The sequence below is a fragment of the Stenotrophomonas sp. 169 genome (genome assembly GCF_014621775.1).
Taxonomy (GTDB): domain Bacteria; phylum Pseudomonadota; class Gammaproteobacteria; order Xanthomonadales; family Xanthomonadaceae; genus Stenotrophomonas.
The window spans coordinates 1,585,529-1,600,055 of the sequence record NZ_CP061204.1; the positions used below are offsets into that span (position 1 = coordinate 1,585,529).

Below are 14,527 nucleotides of genomic sequence, written 5' to 3' on the forward strand. Positions count from 1 at the left end.
GCATTCAGACCGGGACACCGGTCACCCGCAGGCGGCATGGGTCGCCGACGGTCCATTCGCAGACAGCATCCCCAAGGACACCCTCCGTGGCAAAAATCACCAAAACCTTCCAGTACGGCAAACATACCGTCACGCTTGAGACCGGCGAAATCGCGCGCCAGGCCGGCGGCGCGGTCATCGTCAAGTTCGACGACACCGTACTGCTGGTCTCCGCCGTTGCTGCAAAGAGCGCGCGTGAGGGCCAGGACTTCTTCCCGCTGACCGTTGATTATCAGGAGAGGTTCTACGCCGGTGGCCGTATTCCGGGTGGCTTCTTCAAGCGCGAAGGCCGCTCGACCGAGAAGGAAACCCTGATCTCGCGTCTGATCGATCGTCCGATCCGTCCGCTGTTCCCGGAAGACTACAAGAACGAAGTGCAGATCATCGCCACGGTCATGTCGCTGAACCCGGACATCGACGGTGACATCCCGGCCCTGATCGGCGCCTCCGCTGCCCTGGCCCTGGCCGGCACCCCGTTCAAGGGTCCGATCGCCGCTGCCAAGGTCGGTTACAAGAACGGTGAGTACATCCTCAACCCGACCGTGACCGAGCTGAAGGATTCGGAGCTGGAACTGGTGGTTGCCGGTACCTCCAACGCCGTGCTGATGGTGGAATCCGAAGCCGCGCTGCTGTCCGAAGACGTGATGCTGGGCGCCGTGACCTTCGGTCACCGCGAAATGCAGAAGGTCATCCACATCATCAACGAGCTGGTCACCGAAGCCGGTACCAAGCCGTCGACGTGGGTTGCCCCGGCCAAGAACGATGCGCTGATCAGCGCCCTGCAGGAAGCCATCGGCCCGCGTCTGGGCGAAGCCTTCCAGGTGCGTGACAAGCTGCAGCGCCGTGACGCCATCTCGTCGATCAAGAAGGACGTGGTCGAGTCGCTGGCAGGCCGCGTGGCCGCTGAAGGCTGGAACCCGGCCGAACTGTCGAAGGAATTCGGCGAGCTGGAATACAGCACCATGCGCAACTCGGTGCTGGACACCAAGGTCCGCATCGACGGCCGTGCGCTGGACACCGTGCGCCCGGTTTCGGTGCGCACCAGCGTGTTGCCGCGTACCCACGGCTCGGCGCTGTTCACCCGCGGTGAGACGCAGGCCCTGGTCGCGATCACCCTGGGCACCGCTCGCGACGGTCAGGTCATCGACGCCGTGTCCGGTGAGTACAAGGACAACTTCCTGTTCCATTACAACTTCCCCCCTACTCGGTGGGTGAGTGCGGCCGCATGATGGGCCCGAAGCGTCGCGAAATCGGTCATGGCCGTCTCGCCAAGCGCGGCGTGCTGGCAGTGATGCCGTCGCTGGAATCCTTCCCGTACACCATCCGCGTCGTGTCGGAAATCACCGAGTCGAACGGCTCCTCGTCGATGGCATCGGTCTGCGGTTCCTCGCTGGCCCTGATGGACGCCGGCGTGCCGGTCAAGTCGCCGGTTGCCGGTATCGCCATGGGCCTGGTCAAGGAAGGCGAGCGCTTCGTCGTCCTGTCCGACATCCTGGGCGATGAAGATCACCTGGGTGACATGGACTTCAAGGTCGCTGGTACCGCTGAGGGCATTTCCGCCCTGCAGATGGACATCAAGATCGAAGGCATCACCGAAGAGATCATGAAGCAGGCACTGCAGCAGGCCAAGGCCGGCCGTCTGCACATCCTGGGCGAGATGGCCAGTGGCCTGTCCGCGCCGCGTCAGGAGCTGTCGGACTACGCTCCGCGCCTGCTGACCATCAAGATCCACCCGGACAAGATCCGCGAAGTGATCGGCAAGGGTGGTTCCACCATCCAGGCCATCACCAAGGAAACCGGTACGCAGATCGACATCCAGGATGACGGCACGATCGTCATCGCTTCGGTCAATGCCATCGCTGCCCAGGCCGCGAAGGCACGCATCGAGCAGATCACCTCGGACGTCGAGCCGGGTCGCATCTACGAAGGCAAGGTCGCCAAGATCATGGACTTCGGTGCATTCGTCACCATCCTGCCGGGCAAGGATGGCCTGGTGCACGTGTCGCAGATTTCCAGCGACCGCGTCGAGAAGGTCGGCGACGTGCTGAAGGAAGGCGATGTGGTCAAGGTCAAGGTGCTGGAAGTGGACAAGCAGGGCCGTATCCGCCTGTCCATGAAGGCCGTCGAAGAAGGCGAGGGTGTGTCTGCCGAGTAATCGGCCGAAACTCGATCGCGGTGGGTGGCGACCAGGAGTTGTCGCCCACGGCGCGTCGCGGCACTCCATCTGCTCCAGACAAACAACGCCCCGTCAGGGGCGTTGTTTGTTTTGGGCATTGCCTGTTCAGCTCGTCAGCCAAGCTAGCAGGGATCTCGGCAAGTGAGGGCGGACGCGATCCAGTACCTCCACGGACGGTCCCCGTCGGGCCTGGTGGACCAATTGGAAGCCCAGCACACAACCGCTGACCATACCGTCGACGTGATCTTTGCCGCGGCCAATGGCGCGCACCGACGACAGCCGATGCTGGTCAACAGCGCTTGTCACGGTGCGGTCATGACGCCCGGGCTCTCTCCCCAGCAACGTCTGTCGTCCACCGGGCTGGCTGCGCACCTCGATTCCACCCATTGCGGCCGATACATGGCTCCGGACCTGATCAACGGTGAGAAATGCCGCGCCCAGGTCGCGCGTTTGGACCTCGCCCTTCAACGTGCCCGTTTTCGTCTCATTGCCATCACTGTACCGGCAGCTGAATCCGGTCAGATACCTGGCGTCCGGCCTCCCGTCACTCCATGCGCTGATCTGGTCAAGGCTGCCCGCTGGTGCGGGCCAGGCAGGCAGTTCAGTTGGAGGCGTGGAGGCGGAATCCCACCACCCAATCACCGGAGTAAACACTTCTCTGGTGAGATAGACCTCTGTACGACCGGGGTGTTTCCTGCTGTCGAATGCATACCATGTGTCCCGCTGATCGAGTACGGTCAAGTAGAGCGAGGTTCTTTTCTCCAGCATGGCGCTCATCGGCTGGTTGCGGCGATCAGGCTCACTGCCGGTCGGATTATCGTCGCGGACTTTTTCCAGCGCCCTGCGCTGGCATAGGTCGGCATGGCGGGTATAAGACGCGATTCGTGTGGTTAATTCCTCTGCCACGAATTGCACGTACGCATCCTCGAATCCAACGGCTTTTCCTGTCAGGGCGATGTCCCGCAGCAGCGCCAGGTGCAGCGTCGCGCCAATGGCAAACAGGGGAAGCAACTCGAGCGCCTCTGCGGGAATCTGGAACCGCGGCAGCAGTGCAGTCATCAGACTGTTCGCTGCAATGCTCTGCGCCTGCACTGCCTTTGCATCACCTGAGGCTACCGTCCTGATGTACAGAGAGACGACGTCGCTCAGGCCGACCAGGTCGGCACGCACACTCGCAAAGAGTGACTCCGATATTTTCTGGTCGGTGTAGCGGCGCCATGTTGCTTCAGGCGATTCGCCAGCTGCCGGGATGACAAGGGCGCCGATGTAGGAAAGAAATCCGCCGACCGTAGGTACCAGATTGAGCGAGGCGAGGATGCCGTCGCGCAGCAGGCCATAGGCATCGTCTGACGAAACAGCACGCGGTGGCTGGGGGCGGTGCTGCAAGAGCAGGGCGTGTCCATCGGCTGGCAGTGCCAACGCGTTGGGAACGATCAACATGCCTGCGGTGGCAAGTGCAGTGGTCTGCATCCAGCGCCTTCTGCTGCATCCATCAGGCGAGGGGGCACCGGGTGCATTGCTGTCCGGCTTGAGCGGGATACGCATGGCAGGGTCCTTTCGAAGCGGCGACACCCTGTCGCCGAGTTCTAAGGATCCTCTCACTGTGCGGACACTGACCCCATCGGTGGACCAAGCCGATAGCCGTCAGGCTTGCCCGCTGGAAGTCGCCGCAGCCGCTCGCCCGGCCACACCTCTGCGTTGATTACGCGTCGGCCCAGACACTGTTCGGGTCGCCGTCACGCGCGCGCCGTGCGGTCGCGCGTGCAATCACCGCAAAACCAACCGCCATCGCCACAGCGACCGCGTCCACCCAGAACAGCGGCCAGTAGCCCTGGCCGGCGCTGGTCCACCACCAGTATCCGGTAAGCGCACCATGCGCTACCGGCACTGCAGCGGTCACGATCGCAGCCGCCCACAGCAGTTCACGTGCTGCCTGCGCCGGGCGCCGCAGCGCAGCCCACAGTACACAGGCTGCCCAACTGCCGAAGCACACCCAGCGGATGCCCGCGTCGACGCTGTGCGGAGCGAACCGTTCCACTAGCTGTGCCGCGACGAAGGCCGCGGAGATAGCGACCACCAGGCCGATGCACACGCCGACGGTCGCTCGCGCCATGTTGACCTGCGCGCGCCCCTGCTCGACCTGCCGCCGCTTGCGCCGCGATTCGATCCACAACAGGTTGCCGGAGTAGAACAGGAAGGCGCCGCCCAGGCCCATCAGGAAATACAACCAGGCGACCAGTCCATTGCCGAATTCCCCGAAGTGCAGGGCATAGGCCGCGCTGAGGGTGGCATGGTTCGCATCACGCTGGCCCGGCAGCTGGCTGGCCAGCAGTCTGCCACTGGCGACGTCGAAGGCCACCGCGCCTGCCGGCCCCAGTGTGCCCTCCGATTCACCGGTGATCTCAATCGTGGCCATCGCGTCGCCGGCATTTGCCAGCTTCAGATAGGCCGGTTCAAAGCCCTGCACACCTTGGTCGCGGGCGGCTTGCAATGAACGGGCATGCAGGTCGGCCAGGTCCACGCCTCGTCCGGTGGTGCCGCTGGGGGCACGGACGGGCGCGGTGTCCATCGCCGCCGGCACGGCCTGCAGCAGCTTGCCGTCGTAGACCAGCGGGTTGAGCAGGGCCATCTGGAGGAAGACCAGGCACAACAACGCCCCGGTCACCGCGAACATCAGGTGGAAGGGAAGGCTGAGCACACCGACCACATTGTGGGCGTCCTGCCAGAACTGCTTCAGGTTGCGGCCCGGCCGCAGCGCGAACAGATCGCCGGCCAGCTTGGGCAGGTGGATCACCAGTCCGCTGAGCAGGGCCACGCCATACAACAGGCTGACGATGCCCATCAGGTAGATGCCGGCCACCGGCAGGCCCAGCGTGTAATGCAGTTCATTGACCAGCTCAGCCAGGCCGGTCTGCGGCGGGGTGACACTGCCGTCGTAGTGATCCAGCCAGGCGTACTGCCAGACGCCTTTGGCGTCCTGCCAGTAGGCGATCGGCTGCGGGTGGTCGCCGCCGGGGAAGGTCATGCCCACGTGCGTGCGTGCAGCCGGATGGCGCTCCAGCACCCCGTCAAGCAACCGCTGGGTGTCCGCCAGCGTGGCGGGCGCCTGGGTCACGGCCTGCGGGGTCTGCCACAACGGCACGTCATGGTGGAATACCGTCAGGGCTCCGGCATAGAACGCCACGAACAGCGCGAAGCCTGCCACCAGCCCAACCCAGGTGTGCAGCGTGGTGAACGTACGCAGGGTCTGCGAGCTGAACTTCATGTGCGGTTACTCACTGCACCGCGCCGGACAGGCGCAGCAGCCATAGAAGAAGGAAGATGCCTGCCGCACTTGCGCCCAACAGCGCCCATGCGCGTGCCGCAGTGCGGAAGCTGAAGGCCCAGATCGCTGCAAGCATCCACAGCGGGATGAAGGCGATGAGGCTCGGCACCAGAGCGGCCTGCCAGTGCCCGGGGGGCAGCCAGGCGACCAGACCGGTCAGTCCGGCGGCGACCAGGAAGCCGACGACGATGCCCGCCGATGCGCGGCCCCACATCAGCGCCGCGCCTTGGCGGGGTGTGCGTGCGGCCGGTGCCAAGCGGCCAGGGCGGGCAGCAGCATCGCCATGGCCATCCAGCTGCACAGCATCACCACCAGGCCTGCGCCGACACCCAGGTTGGCCATCCACAACCACAGCGAAGCCACCGCTGCGACCGTGCCGATCTCGCGGCCGAGCCGGCCGGCACGGTGCACGCGCGGCCACCGGCAGTGCCGGGAGGCGGCATAGAAGGCCATCGTGGAGAATATCGACGCTGCCAAGGCAAGCGAACAGAAACCCAACGAAGACAATCCGATGGTGGGAACCTGGATCATGCGGCGATCAAGCCCATGGCGCGTGTGGACGGACGATCAGAAGAGGGGGTCATGGGGGAGCCGGAAGGAAAGGCAGGGCCGATTGCCTGAGCATGGTAATCATTGCCATTTGCCGCCGCCAGCCTGGGCTATTCAGGCCGGACACGGTGTTGACCTTGGGCTTTGCGGCAGGCTGGTTTAAGATCAGCGTGGATACCCTGACTGGAACCAAGGTGGCCCGCGCCCAGCGCCGGCCGAGCGTGTGACATGAGCACTACCACCGCCCACCGCTGACCTGCCCCGACGGCCCACTTGCAGGCGCCTTCGTGGCGCTTTTTTATTATCCGGGCGCTGCCCGGATCCGCATTCCAGCCCCTGCGCGGGCCTTGCCAGAAAAAATATCCCGATGATCACGATCACCCTTCCCGACGGCAGCCGCCGCGAATTCGAACATCCCGTCAGCGTCATGGACGTCGCCCAGTCGATCGGCGCCGGCCTGGCCAAGGCCACCCTCGCCGGCTCGGTGGATGGCGTGCTGGTCGATGCCAGCGACGTGATCGATCATGACGCGACCCTGCGCATCATCACCGCCAAGGACGAGGAGGGCGTGGAGATCATCCGCCACTCCAGCGCGCATCTGGTCGGCCACGCGGTGAAGCAGCTGTACCCCGACGCCAAGATGGTGATCGGCCCGGTCATTGCCGAAGGGTTCTATTACGACATCCAGTCCGAACGTCCGTTCACCCCGGATGACCTGGCCGCGATCGAAAAGCGCATGGGCGAGCTGATCGCGCAGGACTACGACGTGGTGAAAAAGGTGACCCCGCGCGCCGAAGTCGTGGAAATCTTCAAAGCGCGTGGTGAGGACTACAAGCTGCGCCTGATCGAAGACATGTCCGACGACATCCAGGCGATGGGCATGTATTACCACCAGGAATACGTGGACATGTGCCGTGGTCCGCACGTGCCGAACACGCGCTTCCTCAAAGCGTTCAAGCTGACCCGCATTTCGGGCGCATACTGGCGCGGCGATGCGCAGAACGAGCAGCTGCAGCGCATCTACGGCACCGCGTGGGCCGACAAGAAGCAGCTGGATGCCTATATCAAGCGCATCGAAGAAGCGGAAATGCGCGACCACCGCCGCATCGGCAAGCAGCAGGACCTGTTCCACCTGCAGGAAGAGGCGCCGGGCCTGGTGTTCTGGCACCCGAAGGGCTGGGCGCTGTGGCAGGTGGTGGAGCAGTACATGCGCAAGGTCTACCGCAACAGTGGCTATGGCGAGGTGCGCTGCCCGCAGATCCTGGACGTGTCGCTGTGGAAGCAGTCCGGCCATTGGGACAACTACAAAGAGAACATGTTCTTCACCGAATCGGAGAAGCGCACCTACGCGGTCAAGCCGATGAACTGCCCGGGCCACATCCAGGTGTTCAACCAGGGCCTGCACAGCTACCGCGACCTGCCGATCCGCTACGGTGAGTTCGGTTCCTGCCATCGCAACGAGCCCTCCGGCGCGCTGCACGGCATCCTGCGCGTGCGCGGTTTCACCCAGGACGACGGCCATGTGTTCTGCACCGAATCGCAGATCGAAGACGAAGTGACGGCGTTCCACCAGCAGGCGCTGGCGGTGTACCAGCACTTCGGTTTCGAGGACATCCAGATCAAGATCGCACTGCGCCCGGAATCGCGCCTGGGCGACGACGCCACGTGGGACAAGGCCGAAGGCGCGCTGCGCTCGGCGCTGTCCAGCTGTGGCGTGGAATGGCAGGAGCTGCCGGGCGAGGGCGCCTTCTACGGGCCGAAGATCGAGTACCACCTGAAGGACGCGATCGGCCGTACCTGGCAGCTGGGCACCATGCAGGTCGATTTCATGATGCCGGGACGCCTGGGGGCGGAGTATGTGGACGAGAACAGCCAGAAGAAGCACCCCGTCATGCTGCACCGGGCGATCGTGGGGTCGATGGAGCGTTTCATCGGTATCCTGATCGAGCACCACGCCGGCCAGTTCCCGGCATGGCTGGCGCCGACGCAGGTGGTGGTGGCCAACATCACCGATGCACAGGCTGAATACGTGAGCGAGGTGCGCAAATCCCTTGCGGATCAAGGCTTCCGCGTTACCGCCGATTTGCGTAACGAGAAGATCGGTTATAAGATTCGCGAGCACACGCTTCAGCGCGTGCCGTACCTCCTGGTCATTGGTGACCGTGAGAAGGAAAACGGCGCGGTCGCGGTGCGTACGCGCTCCGGCGAGGATCTGGGCAGCATGAGTCTCCAGGCCTTCGTTGAGCGGCTGCAGGCCGAAGGCGCGTAATCAAAAGGTCCGACCCGTGCGCAAAGGCGCGCGGGTCGGTTCAACCCCCTTGGGAGATCGCAATATCAGTACCCCTGACAACAAACAGAATCGCAGGAATCAGGAAATCCGTGTCCCGCGCGTCCGCGTGATCGGTAGTGACGGTGAGATGATCGGCGTGCTGACGCGCGACGAAGCACTGTCCATGGCCGAAGACGAGGGCTTGGACCTGGTCGAGATCCAGCCGCAGGCCGATCCGCCGGTGTGCAAGATCATGGACTTCGGCAAGTTCAAGTTCGAAGCCCAGAAGAAGGCCAGCGAGGCCAAGAAGAAGAGCAAGCAGGTCGAGATCAAGGAAGTGAAGTTCCGTCCGGTCACGGATGAGGGCGACTACCAGATCAAGCTGCGCAAGATGCGCGGTTTCCTCGAAGAGGGCGACAAGATCAAGGTCAACATCCGCTTCCGTGGCCGCGAAATGAGCCATCAGGAACTGGGTCGTGAAATCGCCAGCCGGATCGAGACCGATCTGGGCGAGGACATCGTGATCGAATCCCGTCCGCGCCTGGAAGGCCGTCAGATGGTGATGATGATTGCTCCGAAGAAGAAGACATAAAGCCTGACGGGCTGCCCTGCGGGGCGCCTGGCGGCTGAATCGTCACGGTGGAAAGGCGCTCATGGCGCCTTTCTGCTTTTCCGGGGATGACGAGCGGGCAGGCATCTGCTTTGCCCGCTTTTCTTTTTTTCTGCGCGGCCGGCGGATTGCGGAAACCGTCAGCGGGCCGGGCGGGGCAGGTTGCACGGGGCCCTTGGAGCCCCGGACGGGCGGAAAGGAGCTTACATGGACGTACTTGCAGCGTGCCCCGTGCAGCCTGCCCCGTCCGGCCCAGCCCCGGCAACCGCGTTGCATGCGTCGGCGCGAGGGGGTGTCACCCGTTCGCTGACATCAATCGCGTTGCCCGAGGCCCATTTCCCCTGTATGATTGCCGGCTCGACCCATCAGGAGGGGTCGTACGCGGATCATGGCAGGACGGAAAGAGTGGCCACGGCCACCGCCAGATCAGTCAGAAACCAGGGTCATATCCCATCAAGGACATTGCAATGCCCAAGATCAAGACCAACCGGGCGGCGGCCAAGCGTTTCCGCAAGACCGCCTCGGGCAAGTACAAGTGCGGCCACGCAAACCGTAGCCATATCCTCACGAAGAAAGCGACCAAGCGGAAGCGTAACCTGCGGCAGACGAATCACGTCCGCGCAGAAGACGCCGGCCGTCTGGACCGCATGCTCCCTTACCTCTGAGGAACTGACACATGGCACGAGTAAAGCGTGGCGTACAGGCGCGTCGCCGCCACAAGAAAATCCTGACTCTGGCGAAGGGCTACTACAATGCCCGTCGTAAGGTCTTCCGCGTTGCCAAGCAGGCCGTCATCAAGGCCCAGCAGTACGCGTACATCGGTCGTAAGCAGAAGAAGCGTAATTTCCGCTCGCTGTGGATCGTCCGCATCAACGCAGCAGCCCGCATCAACGGCCTGAGCTACAGCCGTTTCATGAATGGTCTGCTGAAGGCGGGCATCACCCTTGACCGTAAGGTCCTGGCTGATATCGCCGTGCACGACGAGGCAGCTTTTGCCGCGTTGGCTGAAAAGGCCAAGGGCGCACTGGCGGCATAAGTCCCCATCCCGCCGTTGACGTTCGCGCGCAACGGTGGTGGTTGAGGCAATGCATGGGGAAGGGCGCAAGTCCTTCCCCATTCTTTTTTGTGCGGTGGCCAGCGCAATGCGCGGCGGCCGGACGGCGGTGGCGACGGGGGTCGGCCCTTCGCGCATCGCGAGGGCACATCCGACCCGAGGTTTCGGCACCCCATGAGTGACATCCAATCCCTGACCCACCAGGCACTGGCCGATGTGGCTGCCGCGCAGAGTCCCGAGGCGCTGGAGCAGTTGCGCGTCTCCCTGCTGGGCAAGAGTGGCAGCATCACCGCGCAGCTCAAGCAGCTCGGCGCCTTGCCGGCCGACGAGCGCAAGGCCGCCGGTGAAGCCATCAACCTCGCGCGTGACGCACTGGGCGCTGCGCTGGCTGCGCGCAGGACCGTGCTGGAAGACGCTGCGCTGGACGCGCGCCTGTCCGCCGAAGCGATCGACATCACCCTGCCGGGCCGTCGCAGTGGTCGCGGTGGCCTGCACCCGGTGACCCGCACGCTGGAACGCATCACCGAGATCTTCGCGCGGCTGGGGTACGAGCTGTCGGAAGGGCCGGAGATCGAAGACGACTGGCACAACTTCGAGGCGCTGAACTTCCCGCCGCACCACCCGGCGCGCGCCATGCACGACACCTTCTATTTCGGTGATGGCCGCCTGCTGCGCACGCATACCTCCGGTGTGCAGGTGCGCTACATGGGCGACCACGCACCGCCGCTGCGGATGATCGCGGCCGGCAAGGTCTATCGCAGCGACAGCGACCAGACCCATTCGCCGATGTTCCACCAGGTGGAAGGCCTGCTGGTGGACGAGCATTCCAACTTCGCCGACCTCAAGGGCACGCTGTCCGAGTTCGTGCGCGCCTTCTTCGAGCGTGACTTCGAGATGCGCTTCCGGCCGAGCTATTTCCCCTTCGTGGAGCCGGGTGCGGAAGTCGACATCGCCTGGCAGCAGCCCGATGGCAGCACGCGCTGGCTGGAAGTGCTGGGCTGCGGCATGGTGCACCCGAACGTGCTGCGCAGTGTCGGGATTGATCCGGAGCGCTATACCGGTTTCGCCTTCGGCCTCGGCGTGGAGCGATTCGCGATGCTGCGCTATGGCGTCAACGACCTGCGCGCGTTCTTCGAGAACGATGTGCGCTTCCTGAAGCAGTTCGCGTAATCCCGATCCGTAGCGCCGAGCCATGCTCGGCGGCTGTTGCTCGGTTGCTCCATTCAACCAGGTTGAACCTCATGAAATTCTCCGAAAACTGGCTGCGCAGCCACGTCCCGACCGCCGCATCGCGCGATGAGCTCAGCGCGGTATTGACGGCCATCGGCCTGGAAGTGGAAGCGGTCGACGCGCTGGGCGCGGGCCTGGACCACGTGGTCGTGGCCCGCATCGTCGAGGCCGTGCGCCATCCAGAAGCCGACCGCCTGCAGATCTGCCAGGTCGATGCGGGGCAGGGCAGCCTGCTGCAGATCGTCTGCGGCGCGCCGAACGCGCGCCCCGGCCTGGTCGCGCCGCTGGCGCTGGTCGGTGCGCAGATCGGCAGCCTGAAGATCAGTGCCGCCACACTGCGCGGCGTCGACTCCAATGGCATGCTGTGCTCGGCCAAGGAACTGGGCCTGGACAGCGATGCGTCCGGCCTGTTCGAACTGCCTGATGACGCACCGATCGGCCAAGGCCTGGTCGAGTACCTGGGCCTGCCCGACGCCAGCATCGAGATCAAGCTGACCCCGAACCGTGCCGACTGCTTCAGCGTGCGCGGCATTGCCTTCGACGTGGCCGCTGCCACCCGCAGCGACGTAGTGCCGTTTGCCGCTGATGCGGTACCGGCCACCGCCACGCGCGAGCTGTCGATCTCGCTGGATGCCGGTGCCGAAGCGCCGCGTTATCTGGGTCGTGTCATCGAAGGCGTCAACGCGGCCGCCAAGACCCCGCTGTGGATGGCCGAGCGCCTGCGTCGCAGCGGTGTGCGGCCGGTGTCGCTGCTGGTCGACATCACCCAGTACGTGATGCTGGAACTGGGCCAGCCGATGCATGCCTATGACCTGGGCACGTTGCAGGGCAGCATCGCCGTGCGTCGCTCGCGTGCCGGCGAATCCCTGAAGCTGCTCGACGGCCGCGACGCCGCGCTGGATGACAGTTTCCTGGTGGTCACCGATGCAGACCGTCCGGTCGGCCTGGCCGGCCTGATGGGCGGCTTCGACACGCGCGTCACCGACGCCACCACCGACGTATTCCTGGAGGCCGCGCACTTCGCGCCGGCCGCCATCATGGGCCGCGGCCGCAAGCTGGGCCTGCATACCGATGCCGGGCACCGCTTCGAACGCGGCGTGGATCCGGCGCTGCCGCGCACCGCCATCGAGCATGCCACCGCGCTGGTGCTGGAGCTGGCCGGTGGCACGGCCGCCCCGGTGACCGAAGCGGTGCGTGCGTCCGACCTGCCGTCGCCGGCGGTGATCGGCCTGCGCCGTGCGCGCATCACCCGCGTGCTTGGCATCACCATCGCTGATGCGGAAGTCGAGCGTATCCTGCGCGCGCTGGGCATGGAGGTCGCCGCCGCAGCCGATGGCTGGCAGGTCACTTCGCCGAGCCGCCGCTTCGATGTGGCCATCGAAGAAGACCTGATCGAAGAGCTGGCGCGCATCCACGGCTACGAGCAGATCCCGACCACGTTGCCCGGTGGCGCCGCGCGCGTGGCGATGCCCAGCGAGACCCGTCTGGAAGAGCTGAGCGTGCGTCGCCAGTTGCTGGCGCGCGAACTGCAGGAAACCATCAATTTCGCGTTTGTCGACGCGCAGCTGCTGCAGCAGTGGCAGCTCAATGACAGTCTGGTGCCGCTGGCCAATCCGCTGTCGGCCGAGCTGGCGATCATGCGTCCGGCGCTGCTGCCGGGTCTGGTCGCCACGTTGGGCCGCAACGTGGCGCGTCAGGCCGGTCGCGTACGGCTGTTCGAAATCGGCCGCGCGTTCGCCGCGCAGGCCGGCGAGGGCGCTCCCGCACCTCTGGAAACGCAGCGCGTGGCCGTTGCGGTGTGCGGCGACGCCGATGCCGAGCAGTGGGGCGTGGCGGCGCGCAAGGTCGATTTCCACGACCTGAAGGGCGATCTGGAAGCGCTGGCCGCTGCCAGCGGGGCTGAGCTGACCTTCAAGCCGTCCGTGCAGCCCTTCGGTCACCCGGCGCGATCGGCCGATGTGTACCGCGGTGAGGTGCGGCTGGGGTGGATCGGACAGATGCATCCGCGGCTGGCCAAGGCGATGGAGATCGACGTGGACGTGTACGGTCTGGAGCTGGATCTGGCGCCCTTGGCGGCCCGTGAACTGCCGCGTGCCGGCGAGCTGTCGCGCTTCCCGGCGATGCGTCGCGACCTGGCCGTGCTGGCGCCCGACGCCGTCGACTGGGCCGATCTGGCGGCCACCGTGCGACGGGCCGCCGGCCCCTTGCTGCGCGAGCTCAACCTGTTTGATCGATACGTCGGACAGGGGGTAGAGCCGGGCTTCAAGAGTCTCGCTATGGGCTTGATTTTGCAGGACAAGTCGCGCACTCTGACGGACCGCGACGTGGACGCGGTGGTGGCCGAGGTGGTCACCGCCATCGAGCGTGAACACCACGCCCGGATCCGCGGTTGAGCGGGCAGCACCAAGGGGTAAGCAGGCGATGGCACTGACCAAGGCCGAAATGGCCGAAAAACTGTTCGACGAAGTGGGCTTGAACAAACGTGAAGCCAAGGAATTCGTCGATGCGTTCTTCGATGTGCTGCGTGACGCCTTGCAACAGGGACGTCAGGTAAAGCTGTCCGGCTTCGGCAATTTCGATCTGCGGCGCAAGAACCAGCGCCCAGGTCGCAATCCGAAAACCGGTGAGGAAATTCCGATTTCCGCCCGCACGGTAGTCACCTTCCGTCCAGGCCAGAAGCTCAAGGAAAGGGTGGAAGCGTATGCTGGATCCGGGCAGTAACCGAGAACTTCCGCCGATACCGGCCAAGCGCTACTTCACCATTGGTGAGGTCAGCGAGCTGTGTGACGTCAAGCCGCATGTGCTGCGCTACTGGGAGACGGAATTTCCCAGCCTGGAGCCGGCCAAGCGACGCGGCAACCGCCGGTATTACCAGCGCCATGACGTGCTGATGATCCGGCAGATCCGCAGCCTGCTGTACGAACAGGGCTACACGATCGGCGGCGCGCGGCTGCGCCTGGATGGTGCCGATGCGCGCGGCGAAGCCGCGTTGAGCCAGCAGATCATCAAGCAGGTACGCGTGGAACTGGAAGAAGTGCTGCAACTGCTTCGCCGCTGATTCCTTTTTCGCGCTGATCCGCTATACTTCACGGCCCGCATCAACGGCGGGGCAACATCGCAGATATTCGGGGCGTAGCGCAGCCTGGTAGCGCATCTGCCTGGGGGGCAGAGGGTCGTCGGTTCGAATCCGGCCGTCCCGACCACTGTTGATGTAAACGAAGAGGCTCGTGCAGCAATGCGCGGGCCTTTTTCGTTTTCGGAGTTTCTACTACCGC

At 64.6% G+C, this 14,527-nt stretch carries 12 protein-coding genes, 1 tRNA gene and 1 pseudogene; 10 read left to right on the forward strand and 4 right to left on the reverse strand.

From position 1 onward, the window contains the following. Positions 1–86: 86 nt before the first annotated feature. A pseudogene (gene pnp, locus ICJ04_RS06820) lies at positions 87–2,194 on the forward strand (polyribonucleotide nucleotidyltransferase). A gap of 126 nt (positions 2,195–2,320) precedes the next feature. Here the strand turns inward: pnp and ICJ04_RS06825 are convergent. The 4 genes from ICJ04_RS06825 to ICJ04_RS06840 form a co-directional block, all read right to left on the reverse strand. Beyond that, entirely contained in the window at positions 2,321–3,685 is a 1,365-nt protein-coding gene (locus ICJ04_RS06825) for an insecticidal delta-endotoxin Cry8Ea1 family protein (protein ID WP_188326769.1), read from the reverse strand. Positions 3,686–3,917: 232 nt separating this feature from the next. Further along, positions 3,918–5,480, reverse strand: coding sequence for a PepSY-associated TM helix domain-containing protein (locus ICJ04_RS06830; protein ID WP_188326770.1), 1,563 nt, complete (start codon positions 5,478–5,480; stop codon positions 3,918–3,920). A gap of 10 nt (positions 5,481–5,490) precedes the next feature. Then, the gene (locus ICJ04_RS06835; protein ID WP_188326771.1) at positions 5,491–5,754 is read right to left on the reverse strand and encodes a hypothetical protein; all 264 of its coding nucleotides are present in this window, start codon (positions 5,752–5,754) and stop codon (positions 5,491–5,493) included. Further along, positions 5,754–6,071: a hypothetical protein gene (locus tag ICJ04_RS06840; RefSeq protein ID WP_188326772.1), complete on the reverse strand. Its 318-nt coding sequence runs from the start codon at positions 6,069–6,071 to the stop codon at positions 5,754–5,756. Before ICJ04_RS06840 ends, ICJ04_RS06835 begins: the two co-directional genes overlap by 1 nt. Before the next feature lie 385 nt (positions 6,072–6,456). Between ICJ04_RS06840 and thrS the strand changes: the two genes are divergently transcribed. The 9 genes from thrS to ICJ04_RS06885 all read left to right on the forward strand — a co-directional run bounded on the left by thrS (position 6,457) and on the right by ICJ04_RS06885 (position 14,455). Then, positions 6,457–8,358: a threonine--tRNA ligase gene (gene thrS / locus ICJ04_RS06845; RefSeq protein ID WP_188326773.1), complete on the forward strand. Its 1,902-nt coding sequence runs from the start codon at positions 6,457–6,459 to the stop codon at positions 8,356–8,358. Positions 8,359–8,422: 64 nt separating this feature from the next. Continuing rightward, complete coding sequence (gene infC / locus ICJ04_RS06850) at positions 8,423–8,950, forward strand: translation initiation factor IF-3 (protein ID WP_342029549.1); 528 nt, start codon at positions 8,423–8,425, stop codon at positions 8,948–8,950. A gap of 485 nt (positions 8,951–9,435) precedes the next feature. Then, complete coding sequence (gene rpmI, locus ICJ04_RS06855) at positions 9,436–9,633, forward strand: 50S ribosomal protein L35 (RefSeq protein ID WP_002811096.1); 198 nt, start codon at positions 9,436–9,438, stop codon at positions 9,631–9,633. An 11-nt stretch (positions 9,634–9,644) separates the two neighbouring features. Continuing rightward, on the forward strand, positions 9,645–10,004 hold the full coding sequence (gene rplT, locus ICJ04_RS06860) for a 50S ribosomal protein L20 (protein WP_166924555.1): 360 nt from the start codon (positions 9,645–9,647) through the stop codon (positions 10,002–10,004). A 192-nt stretch (positions 10,005–10,196) separates the two neighbouring features. Next, positions 10,197–11,192: a phenylalanine--tRNA ligase subunit alpha gene (locus ICJ04_RS06865; protein ID WP_188326775.1), complete on the forward strand. Its 996-nt coding sequence runs from the start codon at positions 10,197–10,199 to the stop codon at positions 11,190–11,192. Positions 11,193–11,263: 71 nt separating this feature from the next. Next, entirely contained in the window at positions 11,264–13,645 is a 2,382-nt protein-coding gene (pheT, locus tag ICJ04_RS06870; protein ID WP_188326776.1) for a phenylalanine--tRNA ligase subunit beta, read from the forward strand. Positions 13,646–13,673: 28 nt separating this feature from the next. After that, a complete protein-coding gene (locus ICJ04_RS06875; RefSeq protein WP_188326777.1) occupies positions 13,674–13,973 on the forward strand; it encodes an integration host factor subunit alpha in 300 nt (99 codons plus the stop codon). Next, positions 13,954–14,310 (forward strand): MerR family transcriptional regulator, encoded by a 357-nt coding sequence (locus ICJ04_RS06880; RefSeq protein WP_042612987.1) that lies wholly within the window; start codon positions 13,954–13,956, stop codon positions 14,308–14,310. The genes ICJ04_RS06875 and ICJ04_RS06880 overlap by 20 nt, the downstream gene beginning before the upstream one ends. A 68-nt stretch (positions 14,311–14,378) precedes the next feature. Next, positions 14,379–14,455, forward strand: a tRNA-Pro gene (locus tag ICJ04_RS06885). Positions 14,456–14,527: the final 72 nt, after the last annotated feature.